This window comes from Streptomyces sp. NPDC028907, from assembly GCF_055564995.1.
The window spans coordinates 643,109-662,147 of the sequence record NZ_JBVHVE010000002.1 but is presented as its reverse complement, the minus strand read 5'-3'; the positions used below and the strand labels follow the sequence as shown (position 1 = coordinate 662,147).

Annotated in this window: 21 protein-coding genes; 13 read left to right on the top strand and 8 right to left on the bottom strand. The window is 70.3% G+C overall.

Features of this window, described 5'->3' with window-relative positions:
* Nucleotides 1-9: 9 nt before the first annotated feature.
* Nucleotides 10-729 carry an HAD family hydrolase gene (locus tag ACZ4UU_RS07480; protein WP_468037364.1) on the top strand — a complete coding sequence of 240 codons (720 nt, stop codon included), beginning with the start codon at nucleotides 10-12 and terminating at the stop codon, nucleotides 727-729.
* Here ACZ4UU_RS07480 and ACZ4UU_RS07475 read toward each other — a convergent pair.
* Complete coding sequence (locus ACZ4UU_RS07475; protein ID WP_468037362.1) at nucleotides 720-902, bottom strand: hypothetical protein; 183 nt, start codon at nucleotides 900-902, stop codon at nucleotides 720-722. The genes ACZ4UU_RS07480 and ACZ4UU_RS07475 overlap by 10 nt on opposite strands.
* A 187-nt stretch (nucleotides 903-1,089) precedes the next feature.
* Between ACZ4UU_RS07475 and ACZ4UU_RS07470 the strand changes: the two genes are divergently transcribed.
* The 5 genes from ACZ4UU_RS07470 (at nucleotide 1,090) to ACZ4UU_RS07450 (ending at nucleotide 8,122) form a co-directional block, all read left to right on the top strand.
* Complete coding sequence (locus ACZ4UU_RS07470; protein WP_468037361.1) at nucleotides 1,090-1,962, top strand: winged helix-turn-helix domain-containing protein; 873 nt, start codon at nucleotides 1,090-1,092, stop codon at nucleotides 1,960-1,962.
* Between the two features lie 251 nt (nucleotides 1,963-2,213).
* Nucleotides 2,214-4,403, top strand: coding sequence for a phosphotransferase (locus ACZ4UU_RS07465; RefSeq protein WP_468037359.1), 2,190 nt, complete (start codon nucleotides 2,214-2,216; stop codon nucleotides 4,401-4,403).
* A 65-nt stretch (nucleotides 4,404-4,468) separates the two neighbouring features.
* Nucleotides 4,469-5,356 (top strand): hypothetical protein, encoded by an 888-nt coding sequence (locus ACZ4UU_RS07460; protein WP_468037357.1) that lies wholly within the window; start codon nucleotides 4,469-4,471, stop codon nucleotides 5,354-5,356.
* A gap of 43 nt (nucleotides 5,357-5,399) precedes the next feature.
* Nucleotides 5,400-6,026 (top strand): TetR/AcrR family transcriptional regulator, encoded by a 627-nt coding sequence (locus tag ACZ4UU_RS07455; protein ID WP_468037355.1) that lies wholly within the window; start codon nucleotides 5,400-5,402, stop codon nucleotides 6,024-6,026.
* A 56-nt stretch (nucleotides 6,027-6,082) separates the two neighbouring features.
* On the top strand, nucleotides 6,083-8,122 hold the full coding sequence (locus ACZ4UU_RS07450) for a HelD family protein (protein WP_468037353.1): 2,040 nt from the start codon (nucleotides 6,083-6,085) through the stop codon (nucleotides 8,120-8,122).
* 49 nt (nucleotides 8,123-8,171) lie between these two features.
* Here ACZ4UU_RS07450 and ACZ4UU_RS07445 read toward each other — a convergent pair whose 3' ends face one another.
* Complete coding sequence (locus tag ACZ4UU_RS07445; RefSeq protein ID WP_468037351.1) at nucleotides 8,172-9,014, bottom strand: nitroreductase/quinone reductase family protein; 843 nt, start codon at nucleotides 9,012-9,014, stop codon at nucleotides 8,172-8,174.
* A 179-nt stretch (nucleotides 9,015-9,193) separates the two neighbouring features.
* Here ACZ4UU_RS07445 and ACZ4UU_RS07440 point away from each other — a divergent pair, with 179 nt between their 5' ends.
* Both ACZ4UU_RS07440 and ACZ4UU_RS07435 read left to right on the top strand, forming a co-directional pair.
* The gene (locus ACZ4UU_RS07440; protein ID WP_468037349.1) at nucleotides 9,194-9,817 is read left to right on the top strand and encodes an RraA family protein; all 624 of its coding nucleotides are present in this window, start codon (nucleotides 9,194-9,196) and stop codon (nucleotides 9,815-9,817) included.
* Between the two features lie 53 nt (nucleotides 9,818-9,870).
* On the top strand, nucleotides 9,871-10,398 hold the full coding sequence (locus ACZ4UU_RS07435; RefSeq protein ID WP_468037889.1) for an HAD domain-containing protein: 528 nt from the start codon (nucleotides 9,871-9,873) through the stop codon (nucleotides 10,396-10,398).
* On the opposite strand, the gene ACZ4UU_RS07430 is transcribed toward ACZ4UU_RS07435, so the two are convergent.
* A complete protein-coding gene (locus ACZ4UU_RS07430; RefSeq protein ID WP_468037347.1) occupies nucleotides 10,358-11,251 on the bottom strand; it encodes an NAD(P)-dependent oxidoreductase in 894 nt (297 codons plus the stop codon). The two genes, ACZ4UU_RS07435 and ACZ4UU_RS07430, sit on opposite strands and share 41 nt — an antisense overlap.
* Before the next feature lie 51 nt (nucleotides 11,252-11,302).
* Between ACZ4UU_RS07430 and ACZ4UU_RS07425 the strand changes: the two genes are divergently transcribed.
* Nucleotides 11,303-11,650: a winged helix-turn-helix transcriptional regulator gene (locus ACZ4UU_RS07425; protein ID WP_468037345.1), complete on the top strand. Its 348-nt coding sequence runs from the start codon at nucleotides 11,303-11,305 to the stop codon at nucleotides 11,648-11,650.
* 280 nt (nucleotides 11,651-11,930) lie between these two features.
* Here ACZ4UU_RS07425 and ACZ4UU_RS07420 read toward each other — a convergent pair whose 3' ends face one another.
* The 3 genes from ACZ4UU_RS07420 to ACZ4UU_RS07410 form a co-directional block, all read right to left on the bottom strand.
* Nucleotides 11,931-12,074 (bottom strand): hypothetical protein, encoded by a 144-nt coding sequence (locus ACZ4UU_RS07420; RefSeq protein ID WP_468037343.1) that lies wholly within the window; start codon nucleotides 12,072-12,074, stop codon nucleotides 11,931-11,933.
* Nucleotides 12,075-12,238: 164 nt separating this feature from the next.
* On the bottom strand, nucleotides 12,239-13,099 hold the full coding sequence (locus ACZ4UU_RS07415) for a GNAT family N-acetyltransferase (RefSeq protein ID WP_468037341.1): 861 nt from the start codon (nucleotides 13,097-13,099) through the stop codon (nucleotides 12,239-12,241).
* A gap of 157 nt (nucleotides 13,100-13,256) precedes the next feature.
* Nucleotides 13,257-14,051: a phosphotransferase gene (locus ACZ4UU_RS07410; RefSeq protein WP_468037339.1), complete on the bottom strand. Its 795-nt coding sequence runs from the start codon at nucleotides 14,049-14,051 to the stop codon at nucleotides 13,257-13,259.
* 137 nt (nucleotides 14,052-14,188) lie between these two features.
* Here ACZ4UU_RS07410 and ACZ4UU_RS07405 point away from each other — a divergent pair, with 137 nt between their 5' ends.
* On the top strand, nucleotides 14,189-14,737 hold the full coding sequence (locus ACZ4UU_RS07405; protein ID WP_468037337.1) for a GNAT family N-acetyltransferase: 549 nt from the start codon (nucleotides 14,189-14,191) through the stop codon (nucleotides 14,735-14,737).
* Nucleotides 14,738-14,992: 255 nt separating this feature from the next.
* Here ACZ4UU_RS07405 and ACZ4UU_RS07400 read toward each other — a convergent pair whose 3' ends face one another.
* Nucleotides 14,993-15,250 carry a hypothetical protein gene (locus ACZ4UU_RS07400; protein WP_468037335.1) on the bottom strand — a complete coding sequence of 86 codons (258 nt, stop codon included), beginning with the start codon at nucleotides 15,248-15,250 and terminating at the stop codon, nucleotides 14,993-14,995.
* Between the two features lie 278 nt (nucleotides 15,251-15,528).
* On the opposite strand from ACZ4UU_RS07400, the gene ACZ4UU_RS07395 reads away from it, so the two are divergent.
* The 3 genes from ACZ4UU_RS07395 to ACZ4UU_RS07385 all read left to right on the top strand — a co-directional run bounded on the left by ACZ4UU_RS07395 (nucleotide 15,529) and on the right by ACZ4UU_RS07385 (nucleotide 17,550).
* Nucleotides 15,529-16,197, top strand: a complete 669-nt coding sequence (locus ACZ4UU_RS07395; RefSeq protein WP_468037333.1) for a helix-turn-helix domain-containing protein — start codon at nucleotides 15,529-15,531, stop codon at nucleotides 16,195-16,197.
* 109 nt (nucleotides 16,198-16,306) lie between these two features.
* Entirely contained in the window at nucleotides 16,307-17,029 is a 723-nt protein-coding gene (locus tag ACZ4UU_RS07390; RefSeq protein ID WP_468037331.1) for a hypothetical protein, read from the top strand.
* 188 nt (nucleotides 17,030-17,217) lie between these two features.
* On the top strand, nucleotides 17,218-17,550 hold the full coding sequence (locus ACZ4UU_RS07385) for a DUF2516 family protein (RefSeq protein ID WP_030052179.1): 333 nt from the start codon (nucleotides 17,218-17,220) through the stop codon (nucleotides 17,548-17,550).
* Between the two features lie 84 nt (nucleotides 17,551-17,634).
* Here the strand turns inward: ACZ4UU_RS07385 and ACZ4UU_RS07380 are convergent, their stop codons facing one another.
* On the bottom strand, nucleotides 17,635-18,930 hold the full coding sequence (locus ACZ4UU_RS07380; protein WP_468037329.1) for a PP2C family protein-serine/threonine phosphatase: 1,296 nt from the start codon (nucleotides 18,928-18,930) through the stop codon (nucleotides 17,635-17,637).
* Nucleotides 18,931-19,039: the final 109 nt, after the last annotated feature.

The window sequence follows — 19,039 nt, the reverse complement described above, 5'->3', positions numbered from 1 at the left end:
ACTGAACCGGTGGCGTCCGAGACGGAGACAGAGATAGCGGAACTGCGGGAGTCGGTCACGCGTGCCCGAGTCGTCCTGTGGGACTTCGACGGTCCGATCTGCCGGCTGTTCGCGGGGCACTCGGCGGAGCGGGTGGCGACCGACCTGGTGGACTGGCTCGCCGGCCGCGGCCTGCACGGCCTGCTGACGGAGGAGGAACGCGGCTCTCTCGACCCGCACGTCGTGCTGCGTGCCGTCGATCGCCGGCGTCCCGGCAGCGACCTGGTGGCGGAACTGGAGGAGCGTCTCACCACGGAGGAGCTGCGGGCCACCGACTCCGCGATGCCCACCGCGTACGCCGACCCGCTGATACGCACCTGGACGGCCATGGGCTCCCGGCTGGCCATCGCCACCAACAACTCCCCGCGCGTGGTGCGCACGTACCTGAACAGCCGCGGTCTGGTCCCCTGCTTCAGCCCTCACATCTACGGCCGCACCCAGAACCTCCACCACCTCAAGCCCGACCCGCACTGCCTCAACCGCGCCCTGAACGCCATGGGCGCGGCCCCCTCCACCGCCCTGATGATCGGCGACACCCCCTCCGACTTCGCCGCCGCCCAGCAGGCGCGGGTCCCGTTCCTCGGCTACGCGCGTAACGCCCACAAGGAGAAGCTCTTGCGCAAGGCCGGGGCCACCTCGATCGTGGCCTCGCTGGAGCCGATCCTGAAGGTGCTACGGACTCAGGCCTGAATCATCAGCAGGGCGAACAGCGTGGCTGTCACGGTGGCCAGGTCGGTACGTCGGGCGCGTAGGGCCACCCCGGTCAGGAACAGCAGCAGTACGCCGACACCTCCGAGCCTGGCCTCCGCGAGCCGGCCCAGGACGAGCACGAAGAGATCCCCCGACACCTGGAGCACGAGCATGCCGCCACCTACCCTCCACTTTCGTGCTTCACCTCAACTGTCAGTCCAATTGGACTGGTTGACTTGAGAGTTGTCTGCCCGGTCCGATTGATCCCTTAACCACTGCGGTCATGCCAACCCACTCTTCTGGTCGGGTAGTTGACTGGGTCCTGGTTTGCCGGTGGATGGAAGGCGGTACGGTCCACAGGTGGACGCACAGCACCCCGGCGAAGGCGGCGGCAGGGAGTTTCAGCGGGTCTCCGACGAACTCCGTGCCCGGATGACCGACGGCACGTACGCGCTTCGGTCCTTTCTTCCCTCGCAGCGCGATCTCGCGGTGGAGTTCGGTGTCTCCCGCGACACCGTTCAGCGGGCGCTGCGGGAACTGGTCGGCGAAGGCTGGATCGAATCCCGGCGGGGCAGTGGTTCCCGGGTGATCAAAACCCAGCTCATCCAGTCCTCGGCGGCCAAGGCCACCAGGTTGCGCCGTGGCGCGACCCTGGGCCCGTTCATCAGCGAGGCCTTCGAGCAACCCGAAGTCACCCTGGACGTCTACACGTTGACCTCTGAGTCCCTGGACGCTCACATACGCCTCCAGGTGGAGCGGATCCGCGCGGGTTCCATCACGCCGCAGCGCATCTCCCTGCGCATGCTCCTGCCGGACGAGGACCTGTTCCTGCCCTACCCGCGCGCCAAGGACACCAAGGACGATCCTCGCCCGCGCGAAAGGCTGCGGGGCATCAGCAGGCGCCACACGGAGTCGATGCAGTCGGCGCTCAAGGACCTGACGACCGAGGAACTCGTCGGGTCCGTCGACATGGAGGTCCGGCACGCGCCGCTGACGCCGACCTTCAAGCTCTATCTGCTCAACGGCGTCGAAGCCCTGCACGGCATGTACGAGGTGATCGAGCGCCCGATGTCGCTGGACACCGATGAAGTGATCAATGCTCTCGACGTCCTGGGTCTCGGTGCCACCCTGACTCACCACATGAAGGACGAGGCCCCGGATTCGGCCGGCTCCGTCTTCGTGGACAGCATGCGGGCGTGGTTCGACTCGGTCTGGAACCTGCTCGCCGTGTAGGCGGGTGCCTGGCGAAAAGGGTATGGGCGAGTGCGCTAGCATCTGCGCACCGCCTGAGCAACCGCTCTGTTCCGCGCGTATGAGGTGGCGAACAAGCCAATCTCGAAACGACCTTCAGGGACGACTCAGTAAGAAGAGTGGCAGAATCACCCGTTCTGGCTACTCGAGCTTGACTCCGGTCGTGCCTGTTACCCCTGGCAACTAGTGTTGCCGTACCTTCCGTGTCTTGCGCGAATCACTCGGAGCGGCCCGTGGGTCCACGACCTCGTCCCCGTCCTTACCTCGGGGAACGTGCCGCGACCGCCGTCGCCCTGCGGTGGTTCCTGGAGCGGGCCCGACGGGAAGGGCAGCTGACCAGCGGGCACCACAACCTGAACTATGTGCTGCCGCTGACGGATGACGTCGCCCGGCTGCTGGGCCGTGAGGCCGGTACGTCGGTGACCGTGCGGATGCGGCGCACCGAGGCGCTGCCCGTGGTGATCAGAACCTGGCAGGACGAGGCGGAGATCCTCGGCGCCATCAGGGGAATCCTGCCCCATGTTCCCCAGTGTCTCGTCCAGGGGGACGACTTCGCTCTCCACAGCTATGTGGAGGGCGTTCCGCTCTCCAGCGTGTGCGGCAACGGCAAACCCGTCGACACCCTGCTCATCAAGGCGCTGGCCGGTCTGCTCGCGCAGATGGCTCAGGTGCGCAGGGGTGCGCTGCCACCCCTGCCGGCGGGTTGGCCCAACAACGACGACACGGACAGTCAGGGCTTTCTCCAGACCTTGGCCATCATGGCGGACCGTCAGGTCAGGCAGCCCAACTGGACTGAGTTCGGTGGGCTGTTCGCGGCCCTGGGCATCCCCGAGGACGCCCTGATCCGGTTGGCGGAGCGGGTACCCGCGATGACCCGGCGGCCGTACAGCCTGCTCCACGCGGACCTGCACCGGGACAACCTGATCATGTCGTACGGCGGTGACCCGCCGCTCATCTGCGTCGACTGGGAGCTGGCCACCTACGGCGATCCGCTGCACGATCTCGCGACCCACCTCGTCCGCATGCGCTACCCGATCCACCAGTGGGACGAGGTCATCGACGCGTGGGCGGCCGCCATGCAGCGGATCCGGCCCGCGGCGGTCAACGGCCTTGCCAAGGACCTGCGGCACTACGTCGCCTTCGAGCGGGCGCAGTCCGTCTACCCGGACGTGATGCGGGCCGCCAACTCGCTGCAGGGTTCGCGTGACCAGAAGAGCCTGGACGAGGCCATCGTGTCGGTGCGCCGGGCGCTGGAGGCCGCGGCCGAGCCGCTCAGGCTCAGAAACCTGCCCGATGAGCGTGAGATCCAGCGGATCCTCTTCCGGTGGCGGGCCGCACGCAACGGCGGCGTCGGACTGTCCGCCGAGATGAAGGCCTGCGAGGACTGGCATCCCGATCTGCGAGTTCCGGAGCATCCCGATTTTCCGCTGTCGGCCGTTCGGCACGCTCTGTTCGCGGAGGGGGCGGCACCCGCCAGACGGGTGTTCAAGGGCACGGGGCACCTCAATTCGGTGGTCAGGGTTCCGGGCGTCGACGTCTCGGTGGTGGTGCGGCGCAAGGTGGCGAACGTGTGCCGCCGTGAGCGCGGCTTTCTCAGTGAGCACGCCGTGCTGCGGGCCATCGAGGTGTCGGGGATCGCGGTAGCGGCACCGAAGTTCCTCGCCCTCGGCACGAGTTACCAGGGGGAACCTTTCGCCATCCACACCTACGAGGGACCGCGCGACATCGATCAGCCGCCCAACCATCCGGTGCACGGGCTGCTGCCGCACGAGGCCGACCGGCTCGTCGACCAGCTCGTCGAGCTGACGTGGGTGGACTACAAACAGCTCGACCCGGCGGCCGGCGAGGGCCTCTACTACGCCTGGCTGAGCGAGCAGATCGTGCATCTGGTGGCGGAGTTGCCGAAGGAGTCGCAGCAGCTGGCCCGGCTTCTCGGACTCCCCGACGCGCCCAGGTTGCGGGAGATCCTGTCGCGTTACCAGGTGAGTGAGCGCAGACCCGCCCTCCTGCACGGCGACCTGAACCCGTGGAACCTCGTCCGCCGCGACGACGAGCTGGCGCTGACCATCATCGACTGGGAGATGGCAGTGGTCGGCGATCCGCTCTACGACCTGGTCCGCCATATGCACCTGACACCCACCCGCCCGGAGATCCGCGACCGCATGTTCCGCCGCTGGGAGCGTCGGCTGGCCCCCGAGTACACCGTCAACTGGCGCCGCGACTGGCGTGTCTACCGCTGGATCGAGATCGTGCGTTCCGCGTATGTGGACCTCGACCGCCTGGTCACCGGCGCGAGCCTGGACGCCCCCAACGTCCGCCGGGCCGTCGACTCCTACGCGATGACCTTGGCGGCGGCCACGGGCTCGCTCGGCATGCCGGCCCGCTCCACGGCGAACCCCTATCTTGCCCGCGCCCTGGTCTGAGGGGACCATGACTCCACCCAAGGCCGGTTTGTACAGGGGCATATGAGCGGTGGAAGGGGGCGGGCATGCCCGAGCGGGGGAGCGGAGCGACCGACGTCGGCATGGGGCAGAGGCTGAAGCGTTTTCAGGAGCGCTTCGAGCCCATGGTGGTCAGGTTCCTGCTGCTGGGGATCTTCGCCACCGGGCTGACGGCTCAGTTCGTCAAGCCGGTCGGGGACGCACTCGAGGGCAAGGCCTATCTCGGTGGCGCGCTGCTGAGCCTCGTCGGATATGTGCTGTACGACCAGGTCAAGGAGCTCTCGTCGTCGGTCAGGGCACCGACTCGTGCCCTCGTGAACTCCAGCCAGCTGGGCAGTTTCGTCAGCGAGGCCTTCCAGGCCCGGCATGTGGAGATCGGCTTCCTCGGCTACACCGGCGAGACCCTGTACCACGCGCTCTACCATCGGCTCGAGGACCTCTCCGACAATCCCGGGCCCACCCGGAGCGTCTCGATCCGCATGCTGGTCCCGGACTTCGGGCAGCCGATGATCGTGCCGTCCAAGGTGGGCGACGGCGATCATCCCGAGGATGACGAGGCGTTCCGCCGGCGTATGGCGCAGCGCTGTCGCGAGTACGACGACATACTGTCCGAACTGGCCGAGCAGCTCTCCGTCTCCCCCAGCCTGACCGTCCATTGCGAGTACCGCCTCTACCCCGGCATTCCGCGCGACAAGATCTGCCTCTTCAACCGGGAACTCGTCCTGCACGGTCTGTACGACCTGTCCGCGCGGATGCGGCTGAATCAGAGTGGCGACCAGTACTACGACCCGAAGGGGTTCAAGACCGATCTCAACGTGTGGTCCCGCAAAGGAACGGCGGCCGCGGAGGCGGCCGTCTCGACGTGGAACAAGCACTTCGACGACCTCTGGTTCCTGGCGAAGAGCCCGGAGTGGCGACAGCAGGCGGCTGCCTGAGGCCGAGCGGCGGCCGACGGGACGGGAGCATAGGCTCACCGGCATGAACGAGTCGGGTACCAGTGAGATCGGCCTCCGCGAACGCAAGAAGCAGCGGATGTACCAGACCGTCTCGGACACCGCCGTCCGCCTCTTCCTGGAGAAGGGCTTCGACGCCGTCTCCGTCGCCGACGTCGCCGCCGCCGCGGAGATCTCCAAGCCGACGCTGTTCCGGTACTTCCCGACGAAGGAGGATCTCGTCCTGTACCGGTTCGCCGATCACGAGGGCGAGGCAGCGCGGGTCGTGCGGGAGGGCCCGTCGCCGGTCGAGGCGTTGCGGCGGCACTTTCTCGACGGGCTGGAGCGGTGCGACCCGATCACCGGCCTCAATGACCATCCCGAGGTGCTCGCCTACCAGTCGTTGCTGTACGGGACTCCCGCGCTGGTCGCTCGTATGTACGGCTACCTGGAGCGTTCGGAGGCCGCGCTCGCCGAGGCGCTCGGGGGAGGGCTTCAGGCGCGGCTGGCCGCGGGGCAGATCGTGGCGGTGCAGCGGATCCTCGCGCAGGAGAACTGGCGGCGGATCGCGGCGGGGGAGCGGGCGACCGAGGTGCGGGCGGATGCCGTGGCCGCCGCCGAGCGGGCGTTCGGGGTGTTGGCGGCCGGGCTGCCCGGGCTGGTCGCCCACTGAACTGAAGCTCGGTAAAAGATTTAACTCGGTTACGTTATTTCGGTACGCTCCATGGAATGACGTCACCCGACCCCGCCCTCCACCAGAACCGCCTCCGCCACGCCCTCGACCAGGAACGCGCGCACCACGACCGCTGCCGGACCGCCCTCGCCGCCATGGTCGACGGCGCCGACGAACAGGTCGTCATCGGCGAGAGCGCCTCCGCCTCGGGTGCCGACGCCGAGGTCCTCGGATACCAGCTGCGCAGCCAGGCCAAGGCGATGCACGAGCTGCCCGAAGGGCCGTTGTTCTTCGGGCGGCTGGACTTCGGCGGCCCGGAGCAGCAGGCGCTGCACATCGGGCGGCTGCGGATCAGCGAGCACCCCGCCGAGCCACCCCTCGTCGTCGACTGGCGCGCCCCCGTATCCCGCGCCTTCTACCAGGCCGGCGCCCGCGACCCGCAGGGCGTCGCCGTACGGCGACGATTCGGCTGGGCTCCGGGCAGCCGCGGGGACTCCGCCGACCTCACCGGGATGGAGGACGAGCACCTCGGGGCGGGCGAGTCCGGGGCGAGCGAGATCGTCGCGCGGGAGATCGAACGGCCCCGCGTCGGACCCATGCGCGACATCGCGGCCACCATCCAGCCCGAACAGGACGATCTCGTACGAGGCGACCTCGCCCTCTCCGTGTGCGTCCAGGGTGCGCCGGGCACCGGCAAGACCGCCGTCGGCCTGCACCGCGCCGCGTACCTGCTCTACACCCATCCGCAGCGCATCCGCCGTGGCGGCCTGCTGATCCTCGGGCCGAACCCGACCTTCCTCTCCTACATCGCCGAGGTGCTGCCCGCCCTCGGCGAGACCGGCGTACGGCAGTCCACGCCGCGGGACGAGATCGCCCGGCATCCGGTCAAGGGCACGGACGACGAGAGGGCCGCAGTCGTCAAGCACGACGCCCGGATGGCCGAGGTGCTGCGGCGTGCCCTGTACGCGCGCGTGGACGAGGGCGACGGGATCGGTCCGCTGGCCGTGCCCGAGGGGTCGTATCGGTGGCGGGTGGCGGAGGGCGAGCTGCGGCGGATCGTGGCGGGGGTGCGGGCCGAGGAGCCGCCGTACGCCGTGGGGCGGGAGCGGGTGCGCACGCGGGTCGTGCGGCGGATCCTGGAGCAGGCCGAGCGGCGGGGCGGACCGCCGGGCGCCGCGTGGCTGAAGAAGATCTCGCGCGCGCGGGAGGTCGGGGAGTACGTCGACGCCGTGTGGCCCCGGGTGCGGCCGGAGGAGGTCGTGTGCCGACTGCTCATGGATCCCGATGCGTTGGCGGAGGCCGCCGACGGGCTGCTGGCCGCTGACGAGCAGAAGGCGCTGCTGTGGGCGCGGCCGCCGCGGTCGTGGAAGTCGGCGCGCTGGTCGGCCGCCGACCTCGTGCTGCTCGACGAGGTGGCCGGGCTCATCGAGCATCCGCGGCAGTACGGTCATGTCGTCGTCGACGAGGCGCAGGACCTGTCGCCGATGGAGTGCCGGGCGATCGCGCGCCGGGCCGCCTTCGGGTCGGTGACCGTGCTCGGGGACCTGGCACAGGGGACGACCGCGTGGGCGGCGCGGTCCTGGGAGACCGTGCTGGCCCACCTGGGGAAGCCCGACGCGGTGGTCGTGCCGCTCACCACCGGGTTCCGGGTACCCCGGGCGGTGCTGGCGCTGGCCAACCGGCTGCTGGAGCGGCTGGACGTGGCGGTGCCGGCGGCCCGTTCGCTGCGGGGCGACGGGGAGCTGCGGTTCCGGCCGGCGGACGGGGATCTGCCGGGGGCGGTCGTGGGTGCCGTCCGGGACGCGCTGGGCCGGGAGGGGTCCGTCGGGGTCGTCGCCGCGGACGGGGACGTGGACCGGGTGCGGGAGGCGTTGTGGTCGGCCGGTATCGAGGCGGGCGGCGCGGACGAGCTCGGGGCGCGGGTGGCCGTCGTGCCGGCGAGTGTGGTGAAGGGGCTGGAGTACGACCATGTCGTCGCCGTGGAGCCGGCGGCGATCGTGGAGGCCGAGGCGCGGGGGCTGCACCGGCTGTATGTGGTGGTGACGCGGGCCGTGGCGGGTCTTGAGGTGGTGCACGGGAGGCCGTTGCCGTGGTGAGAGCCCCGAAGGGTGAGGGCCCCGAAGGGCGACGGCCTCCCGCGCGCGGTCACACCGCTGCCAGGAGCGGCATCAACTGCTCTTCCTCGTACGTCAGATGCGCCTCCAGCGCCGCCGTGAGCCGTTCCACCTCGGCGCGGGCGGCGGCCGGGTCCGCGTCCTCGGCGGACACCACGCGGCGCAGGTCCTCGACGAGCTCGGCGATCCGCTCGTGCTCCTCGCCGAGCCGGGCCAGCGCGGGCGCGAACTCGGGGTGGCGGTCGGCCAGCACCGGGAACATGCCGATGTCCTCGCCGGTGTGGTGGTTGTGCAGGCCCGCGCAGAAGGTCAGACAGTTGACGCGCAGCTGGGCGCCGAGGGTCGTACCGCCGCCGGTGCTCATCTCCTCGCGGATCAGGGCGAGTTCGCGGCGGAAGGCGTCGTGGACGACCTTGATGGCCTCGCCCATGGAGGAGGCGTTGATGTTCGGGGGCCCGCCCTGGGCGATCTCGTACAGGGCGACGACGGGAATCACCCTTTCCGTCTTCTCCTGGTACGCCGCCCAGCCCGGATCCGCCTCCACGGCCCGAGCGAAGGCCCGGTCACGCTCCTCGCCGTCGAGGACGACGGCCCGCGCCTCGTAGGTGAACGCGCCGCTCTCGATGGTCACTCGCGGGTTCGCCCGGAGGTTGTGGAACCACGCCGGGTGTTTCGGGGCGCCGGCGGCCGAGGCGATGACGAGCACTCGGTCGCCGCCGTCGGGAAGGTAGCCGACGGGGGTGGTGTGCGGGCGGCCGGTGCGGGCGCCGGTAGTGGTGAGCAGCAGGAGCCGGGCGCCTTCGAAGTAGCCGCCGACGCGGCCCTTGTTGGCGCGGAACTCCTCGATGACCTGCTGGTTGAAATCGTGGGGCAATTCTGTCTCTTTCTCTGTCGCTGGATGTCCGTACGAAGGGCACGGAGGGAAAGGCGAAGAGAAAGAGGCGGGCTCCTGGCCCGCCGCCACAGCCTCACTCAGAGGCCGGGCAACACCCAACTCGCTCACGGCACATGGCCGACCCGGCAGTCATGGATCAGGACAGTACCGTGCGTCCCATGACGACCGCCACGCAATTCCAGGACATCCCCACGACGACGCTCGCCGACCTGCTGGGCCGAGCGCAGGTCATGGGCGTCGGCATCCGCCCGCTGTGGGGCCCCGTCCCGCGCGTCGCCGGACCGGCGTACACGGTGTCGTGCCCGCCCGGCGACAACCTGATGCTGCACGCCGCCATCCACCGTGCCCCGGCCGGCTCGGTCGTGGTCGTGGAGTCGGGCGATCTCGACTACGCCCTGGCCGGCGGAAACGTCTGTGCCGTGGCCCAGCGCCGCGGAATCGCCGCGTTCGTCGCCGACGGCGTGATCCGGGACCTCGCGGAGGTGCGGGAGGCACGCTTCCCGGTCTTCGCGCGGGGCGTCATCCCGGTCCCGGGCACCAAGGCGGCCGTACGGCCGTTGAACGAGCGGGTGAGCTGCGGCGGCGTGGCGGTCGACGCCGGGGACGTGGTGGTCGCCGACGAGGAGGGCGTCGTGGTCGTCCCCGCGGCCCGCCGGGAGGAGATCCTCGCGGCGGCCCGCACCAAGCTGGCCAAGGAGGCGGAGGAATCCCTCGACGACTGGGAGACGGCCCACCGCGCCCGGATCGACAGGATCCTGGCGGAGGGCGGGTTCGAGGCGTGAACCCGCTCCCACCGGTCCCTTCGGATCCTTCGGCGCCTCCCGTGCCGTCCTCGGTGCTGGTGTTCCTGGATGTCGACGGAACGCTGGTCCCGTTCGGGGCGGACCGCCCGTACCCCGTGTACGAGGCGGCCCACCCGCTTCCCGAGACGGCCGTCCACCCCCTGCTCTCCCGCGTCGCCCCCGCCCTCGGCGTCCGCCTGGCCGAACTCGCCGCGCTCGGCTGTGAGCTGGTGTGGGCCACGACCTGGCTGGACGACGCGAACACCTGCCTCGCGCCGTGGCTCGGGCTGCCCGCGCTGCCGGTGGTGGAGTGGCCGGACGAGGGCGACGAACCCCGGCTCGGGCCGCGCGTCCCGCACTGGAAGACACGGCCGTTGGTGGCACGGGCCGCGGGGCGGCCCTTCGTCTGGGTCGACGACGAGATCACCGACGCCGACCGGGCCTGGGTGGCCGGCCACCATCGCGCGCCCGCTCTGCTCCACCACGTCGACCACCGCTACGGCCTGACCGAGCGGGACTTCGCCGTGCTGGTGGAGTGGGTCAGCGCAAATGGCGGGCCAGTACCTCGGCCACCCGGGTGATCCCGTCCGTCCCGTGCCCCAGTCCGATGGCCCGGCGGGCCTGGCCCTCGGCCGCGCGCATGACGCCCGCGTCGATGCCGTGGGCCTCCGAGGTCTCGACGATGTGGGCCATGGAGGAGGCGCCGGAGGTGATCGGGTTGAGTTCGCCGGAGTAGGTGCCGTCGTCGGCGTCGCCCGCGAACTCCTCGAAGAGCGGCGACATGATCGTGCCGATGCCCTGCGCGAAGGGGAGAAGTTCAGTCGCGGTGATGCCCTCGGCCCGCGCCATGGCCAGGGCGTGTGCGTAGCCCGACATGGCCGTCCAGAAGATGTCGAGCAGCGCGATGTCGTAGGCGGCGGCCCGGCCGATGTCCTCGCCGAGGTGGGTGTGGGTGCCGCCGAGCGTGTCCAGGACGGGCTGGTGCTCGCGGTACAGCTCCTCGGGACCGCTGTAGATGACCACCGCGTCAGGTGTCCCGATGGTCGTGGTCATCGCCATGATCGCGCCGTCCAGGTAACGGATGCCGTGCGCGTCCGCCCAGGCGGCCGCTTCCCGGGCCCGGTCCGGGGTGTCGGCGGTCAGATTGACGACCGTACGGCCCTTGAGCGCGTCGGTGACCGCGTCCTGCCGCAGGACGGAGTCGGCGGCGTCGTAGTTCACCACGCAGACGACGGTCAGCGCACTGGCGGCGACCGCCTCGGCGGCGGACGCGGCCGACGTGGCACCGCGGTCGACGAGCTCCCGGTCCCGCCCCGGCGTGCGGTTCCAGACGGTGACACGCAGGCCCGCGTCCAGAAACGCACCGGCCAGCGCCCGGCCCATCGGGCCGAGACCGATGACGGTGACGGTGGACTCGTGGTCGAAGGTGGGCATGACTCAACTCCCTGTAGGGTGGCGATAATTGATGACAAAAGGGGTGGTGACATGTCGCGTCGGCGCCATGATCCGAACGTCTGCGGAGTGACCGCCGCGATCGCGGTGGTGGACGGCAAGTGGAAGACGTCGCTGCTCTGGCTGCTGGAGTCCGGCCCGCTGCGCCCGGCGGAACTGCGCCGTCGGCTGCCCGGCCTCAGCGAGAAGGTGCTGACCCAGGCGCTGCGCGAGATGGAGGCGGACGGTCTGGTGGACCGTGAGGTGTACGACGTACTGCCGCTGAAGACCGTCTACTCACTGACCGAATTCGGCCGCGACCTGGCCGAGGCTCTCGGCCCGCTCTCCGACTGGGGCCACCGCCGCCTGGAGCGGCTGACCGGTGCCCAGCCGGTCTCCTGAACCGAAACGCCACCTCCGTCCGCCGCGCCGTCGTCGATCACCCACATCAAGGGTCGGACGACGGCGGCGCGCTGCCAAGTACCCACAAAAAAGTGGGTATCGGCGTGGTGCGTACGGCTGCGACCGTGCCCGCTCAGCCCCTGAACCCCTGGCGCCACGACGGACGACGCGGCTCCCAGTCAGAGGTAGAACCCGCCGTGCCGAAGGACCGTCCCTTTGGGGCGCAGCCGGTGGTCGTGGCGGACCAACGGTCGAAATGCGGCGGGTCTGTCGAGGGCCTCTAGAGCACGCGGAGGTTGGCGATCGGGATGTTCCACTCGTTCCGCTCGATGTTCCCATGGTCGTCCTGGGCGGCAGCGGGTACCGCGGCCAGCATCAGCCCGGCGACGACAGCGGCCAGAACGGCGGCGACTCCACGCTTCACGGTTTCCTCCTCGACGACGCCCGTACCGACGCTCGAATCGATGTCTGTACCGATGCCGGTACCGACCACCCTGCGCCGGGCCACCGCGTCCGCCCGCCCGGACACGCCGCGCGGGCGGACGGTTCAGCCGCTCGGTGGCGGTGGGGGCCGCGAGCGGCTGGGCGTCAGGAGAAGTCGTACGCCGCCCAGTCGGTGAGCGTGCGATAGCCGAGGCGCTGGTAGAGGGCGTTGCTGGTGGGGTTGGCCAGGTCGGCGAAGAGGACGACGTCCTGCGCGCCGGCGGCCAGCGCGGCGCGGCTCACCTCTGCCGTCACGGCCGCCGCGTAGCCGCGACCGCGCAGGTGGGCCGGGGTGTAGACGATGTCCACCTGGATCTGGCCGCCGATCAGCGGATTCATTCCGGCGATGGAGACGGGGGTGCCGTCCGGGGTCTCCCAGAGGGTGTAGCGCTTGTCGGCGTAACGCGTACCGGCCCACGACTCGGCGTCGATGGTGACGTCTTCCCCGACGGCCTTGGCGAACTCGCCGCACCAGAACATGACCTGATCGAGATCCTCCTCGCCCAGGACCCGCCCCCGACCAGCCGGCATCGGATCCGGCGGGGTGAGCGTGCCGAGGCGATACAGCCGGAGCCGGATGTCACGGAGTTTCGGCGTGACGCCGGTGTGCCGCTGCCAGGCCTCGGCGAAGGCGGTGGCGGTGCTGTGGTCCGCGCTGACGGCGGGGAGGGAGTGCCCGAGTGCGGAGAGGTAGGCGGCGAGGCTGTCGGCCTGCTCGGGTGTGAGCGGGGTGAGGCACAGCGCGCGGGGCGGGAGGCGGTAGAAGACGGCGTGCGCCTGGCCGGCCCGCTCCAGCACGCCGTAGACGGGCGCCTCGCTCCCGAACGCCTCCGCCCCACGCGTCCGCACTCTCTCGGCCCACGTCAACGGCATGACATGCATCCCGGGCCGAGCCCGAAGAAAGCCTCCGGCTCGGGCGAGGAAGTCGTCCACGTCTTGGGCGAGGTGCCAGTCGTCTGGGCGCATGGGGTCAGCATTCCCGATCGGGTCGGCGGGGGGTGTGGGGAGCGGGGGCGGGGGTGGTGGGTTTTGGTCAACTGGCCCTGGGGTGAGGTCGCTCGGCAAGTCGCCCCCCCCGTACTCGACCGCACGCCGCCCCCTCCTCCCGGTCGTCAGCAGGCCCTCACCCCCCGGCCAACTGACACCGGTGGGCGGCAATCCATTCGCGGGAGCGCCTGTTCATCTCCTCGTAGCCGTCGGCCCACACGCGCGCGTACCCCGGATGCCCGGCCGCCGCGCTCGCGCGGATCTCCTTCAGCGCGATGTCGAGGAAGCCCTGCAGCATGTCGACCACCCGCCCCCGTTCGTCGGACGTCAGACCGTGCACCGCGGCGAAGCGACGAAAGCGACCGAAGAGATCGCTGTCGGCCCGGGCGTCGGTGATGTCCGACGGAGCCCGCAGGGGCACCCAGTGCCGGACGGCGACCGCGATGTCGAAGAGCCGGTCCGCGGGTACGGCCAAGTCGAAGTCGATGAAGGCCACCGCCCGGCCGTCCCGCACCACGACGTTCTCCAGGCAAAGATCGGTATGGCAGACCAGGTCGCCCTCGGCCCCCGGCGGCAGCCGTCTCCCACGCCAGACGACCCCGTCGGGCAACTCGAACCCGACCGCGGCAGCGTGCAACGCCCGTTGGAGCCGAGCAACGCTGACCAGCAGTTCCTCATCCGCCGCCCAGTCCGGGAAGGGCGGCACGGCGACATCGCCGGGAACGTGGTCCAGGATCTCCCGGCCGTGCCGGTCCATCCCCAGAAACCTCGGAGCCGCGCGGAACCCCGACAGCTCCAAGTGCTTCAGGAACAGACGCACCGCCTCGGCGTTCACGCCCCCGGGACGGCGTACCGTCTCGCCGACCCGTACGACCGTGCCGGCCTGGTCTATCCCGCCGGCCAGGGAGTGCTCCACCACGTCGTCGGCCACATCCCGATTCTCACCCGTTCTGTCCCAGGTGTGTCCGGGTGGAGCGAAGTCGATGACCTGCGGTGCCCGAGGATCGGTGAGACAGTTTCGGTCCGCCCGCCTTGGCCACAGCCGGGACAGCTGATTGGCTGGCCGTCATGACTGAGCTCGGCCCCGTCGTCTGGCCGCCTGACCCGATCAAGACCGAGCGGCTTGTACTCCGTGAGCCCGCGGCCCGGGACCGTGCGGCGGTCATCGAGCTGCTGGCCTCGCCGGAGGTGGGCGCCTACGTCGGCGGCCCCCGACCACGTGACGAACTCGAGCGCGACATCCCTGCGGTGCCCGGCGGGCGCCCCGGCCTTTTCGTCGTCGATCTCGACGGAGCGATGATCGGCCGGATCACGCTCACCCGCGAGACAGGACACCTTCTTCAGGCGGCCGGGAAGGCTGAGCTCGGCTACCTGTTCCTGCCACAGGCGTGGGGGTACGGATACGCCGCCGAAGCATGCGCGGCGGCACTCGACTGGTTCGCCGGCGCGCTTCCCGGTGAACCCGTGGTGCTCGCCACCCAGACCGCCAACCTCCGCTCGATGCGCCTCGCGGCGAAGCTGGGGTTCACCGAGGTGGAGCGCTTCGAGGCCTACGGCGCCGAGCAGTGGTTCGGCATCTGGTCCTCGGCCACGCCGCCCGTGTCCCAGGTGCCGTGACCGTGCCGCTCAGTCGGTTCGTCGCAATCCTGCTGCCAGGCCCGTGAGCGGTGATCAGAGCAGCAGTGGCAACGGCTTCCACCCCGTCTCCGCCGTCCACCCGCGTGCCGGAATCCGCGACGTGGCTGTCCTGTCCCGCATAGCCGTTGGCATTAACCAGCCGCATGGGGGCAGGGCGCGGGTCCTCACCGACCCTGCTGGACATCCCTTCTGCACCGTCAGGCGCTGATCGGCGTACTGTCGCGGACCCCGTGGTCAGCAGGGGCGCCGTCGAGCCAGGATCTGAATCCCTTGTGCTTCGTGCCCGTTCATGGTGGCGACGGAGATGCGGCGGGTGTCGGCGATCTTGAAGTCGGCGAGCAGGGAGGGAAACCAGTCGCGGGAGTGGTGGCGGCAGACCGCCCCGCCGCCGGTCTCGAACACCCCGTAGGTGCCGTAGCGTTCCGCGAACCTGGCATAGCGGTCTCGGTTGCGCTCGTCGTCCTGCAGCAGCAGATCACTGAGGTAGAGCATGCCGCCCGGTTTGAGATCGGCCACAGGCGACCTGAAGACCCCCGCTCACGGACACCGGCTGCGTTGATGTAGTCCAGCTCGACGTCCGCCGCCGACACTCCGCGCACATCCATCCGGGCCTCCGGTACGACGCCGACCAGTCGCTTCGACCAACGGGACTGCCTAGACATCGCGGAGACAGGGCAGCGGCGATCTCCCGGAGCCCCTTCGCAGTGGCATGGCGCACTTTTGCAAGCGGGTGCTTGCAATAGTTAGCGACGGTGAGGCAAGGTGGAGACATGGCATCGCTCAACGTCGGCAATCTCGGCGAGTATCTGCGCGAGCAGCGGCGCACCGCGCAGCTGTCGCTGCGGCAACTCGCCGATGCCGCCGGGGTGTCCAATCCGTATCTGAGTCAGATCGAGCGCGGGCTGCGCAAGCCGAGCGCGGAGGTGTTGCAGCAGGTCGCCAAGGCGCTGCGGATCTCCGCCGAGACGCTGTACGTGCGGGCCGGCATCCTCGACGCCGAGCGGGACCGGGACGAGGTGGAGACGCGCGCCGTCATACTCGCCGATCCCACGCTGAACGAGCGGCAGAAGCAGGTGCTGCTCCAGATCTACGAATCCTTCCGCAAGGAGAACGGGTTCGGGATATCCCCCGAGGCGGGGGAGACGGACGAGGCCGCCGAGGCAGTGCAGCGAGCAGCCGAAGCCGTCTCGGCGGGCCGGGACGCGGCGCACTCCGAGCGAAGCGATACGACCGACACGGGCCGCACCGGCGGCACGAACGGCTCGAACGGCTCGAACGACACGGCCGACGCCGACCGCAAGCCCGCCGCGCGCCGTACCCGTAAGACCGGCAGCACCAGCAGCACCCGCAAGACCCGCACCACCCGCAACACCCGCACCTCCGGCGGCAGTGACGCCGCCCCGGAGGACCCGATCGACCCCCAGCAGTCGGCGGGCTGACCGCAAAACTGCCGTACGCGCGACCCCCGTCCGCGTCGGCGAGTATCGGCCCGGCCGATCGCGGGGACCCAAAACCCTCACCTCAGAGCAAACCGGGAGGACCAGCACCATGGCCATCACCGACGACCTGCGTAAGACCCTCAGCGACCCGACCCCGCTCTACTTCGCCGCCGGCACCGCCGACCTGGCCCTTCAGCAGGCCAAGAAGGTGCCCGGCCTGGTGGAGCAGCTGCGCGCCGAGGCGCCGGCGCGGTTCGAGGCCGTGCGCAACACCGACCCGAAGGCCGTCCAGGAGAAGGCCACCGCCCGAGCCAAGGAGGCGGGTGCCAAGGCGAAGGAGGCTCAGGAGAGCTTCCAGACGAGGGTCAACGAGTTCGTCAGCGGCCTGGACGCCGACATCAAGAAGTTCGGCACCAACCTGGACGCGGACTTCAAGAAGCTCGGCAGCAACCTCGACGCCGACCTGAAGAAGTTCGGCGAGAGCGCCCAGGACGTCGCGCTGCGCACCCTCGGTGTCGCCGCCGAGTACGCCGTGAAGGCCCGTGAGACCTACGAGAAGGTCGCCGAGCACGGCGAGCAGGCCGTGAAGACCTGGCGCGGCGAGGCGGCCGAGGAGATCGAGGAACTCGCCGTGGCCGTCGAACCGAAGGCCGAGCCCGTCGAGGTCAAGGCGGATAAGGCGGACAAGGCGGACAACACGGGGAAGGCCGAGGCCGAGCCGACCGGGACCGCGCCCGCCGCCGAGGCCGCCCCCGCGAAGAAGGCCCCGGCCAAGAAGGCCACGGGCGCGCGGAAGACCACCGCCAAGAAGACGACTCCGCCCGCCAAGTAACCCCCTGACCCCCGCCCGACCGGCCCGCCCCGAGTACCCCCAGGTCACACGGGCGGGTGAAACGGGGCCATCGGGCACGGGCCGGGCACTTAACAGGTGCTCGGCCCGTTGTTCGGGTAGCCGGCCTGTGGTTGCGGGTACGGTGACCGCGTAGATACGAGCCGAGTCGGGTGGTGGACGTAGTGCTGATGCAGGGCTTCGCGGGGTTCATGTGGCTGCTGAGCATGGCCCTGATCCTTTTCAGCGGCTTCGCGTTGATCGACGCGGCCATCCGTCGCGAGGACGCCTACCGCGCGGCCGACAAGCAGACCAAGCCGTTCTGGATGATCGTCCTCGGGCTCGCCTTCGTGGTGAACCTGATCTTCAACATCCTGTCGTTCCTGCCGATCATCGGCCTCATCGCGACGATCGTGTACATGGTGGACGTGCGCCCCGCGATCAAGGGCCTCCCCGGCGGCGGCCGCAGCAGAAAGGGCTCGAGCAGCGACGGCCCGTACGGCCCGTGGAACGGCGGCCGCTGATCAGCGCTCCGCAGGGGGAACGCCCTCAGGGGCAAGGCCCGCAGGGGTGACGCCCGCGGCGGTAACGCCCTCAGGCGCGAGCCCTCAAACCCCCCGGTCCAGCAACAACACCGCCACGTCGTCCGCCAGCTCGCCCCCATTGAGGTCCCGAACCTCATTGACCGCGGCCCGCAGCAGCGCCTCCCCGCGCAGCCCCTCGGACAGCTGCCGACGGACCATGGACACCATGCCGTCCTGTCCGAGCCGTTCCCGCCCCTCGCCGACCCGGCCCTCGATCAGGCCGTCGGTGTAGAGCATCAGGGACCACTCCGCCCCGAGCTCCACCTGCATCCGGGGCCAGCGAGCCCCGGACAGCAGCCCGAGCGCGGGCCCGTTGTTGTCGTACGGCAGCAGCCGTGCCGCCCGCCCCGGCCGGGCGAGCAGCGGCGACGGATGCCCCGCCAGGCACAGCCCGGCGCGTCGCCCGTCCGGCGCGATGTCCACCGTGCACAGCGTCGCGAAGATCTCGTCGTCGGCCCGCTCGTGCTCCAGGACCTGCTGCAACGTGCTCAGCAGCTCATCGCCGCACAGCCCAGCCAGCGTCAGCGCCCGCCAGGCGATCCGCAGCTCCACACCGAGCGCGGCCTCGTCGGGCCCATGGCCGCAGACGTCACCGATCATGGCGTGCACGGTGCCGTCCGCGGTCCGGACGACGTCGTAGAAGTCACCGCCCAGCAGCGCACGCGAGCGCCCTGGCCGATATCGCGCGGCGAACCGCAGCGACGAGCCCTCCAGCAGCGGCGTCGGGAGCAGGCCGCGCTCCAGGCGACGGTTCTCCTGGGCCCGCATCCGGCCCTCGGCGAGCCGGCGCTCGGCCGTGTCGGAACGTTTCCGCTCGACGGCGTACCGGATCGCCCTGCTCAGCAGCCGCCCGTCCAGTTCGTCCCGGAAGAGGTAGTCCTGGGCGCCGACGCGCACGGCTTCGGCGCCGCGCTCGGCGTCACCGGAGGCGGTGAGGGCGAGGACGGCGTGCCGGGGTGCGAGCTCCAGGACGTGCTTGAGCACGCCCAGCTCGTCCTCGTCGTCGGTGCGGCCGGGCAGCGCGAGGTCCAGCAGGATGCAGTGGACGTCGTCGGTGAGCAGCCGCTCGGCCTCGGTGAGGTTGCGGGCGGTGCGCACCCGGATCGGCTTGCCGGCCGAGTCGAGCAGCTCGGGCACGATCGCGGAGCCGCCGGGATCGTCCTCGATCAGCAGCAGCGTCAGGTTGGTGTGGCTGGGGTTCTCGACCGTTGTTTCCTTACGCGGGGCCTCTTCCATGGAGGTGCCGCCTGGGGACGCGGCCTGCGCCTGACCACTTTCCACGGCCGGGATCGCTCTCTGCCGCGGTATGGGTACGGGCATCTCTTGCGTTCCTTCCCTCCCCCCGAGGGCTGGTGGAACGAGGGGTCTCGATCCACCGACGGGGACCATAGCGGTTGTCGGCGCCGCAACGGAATGGTGTGGCGCACGC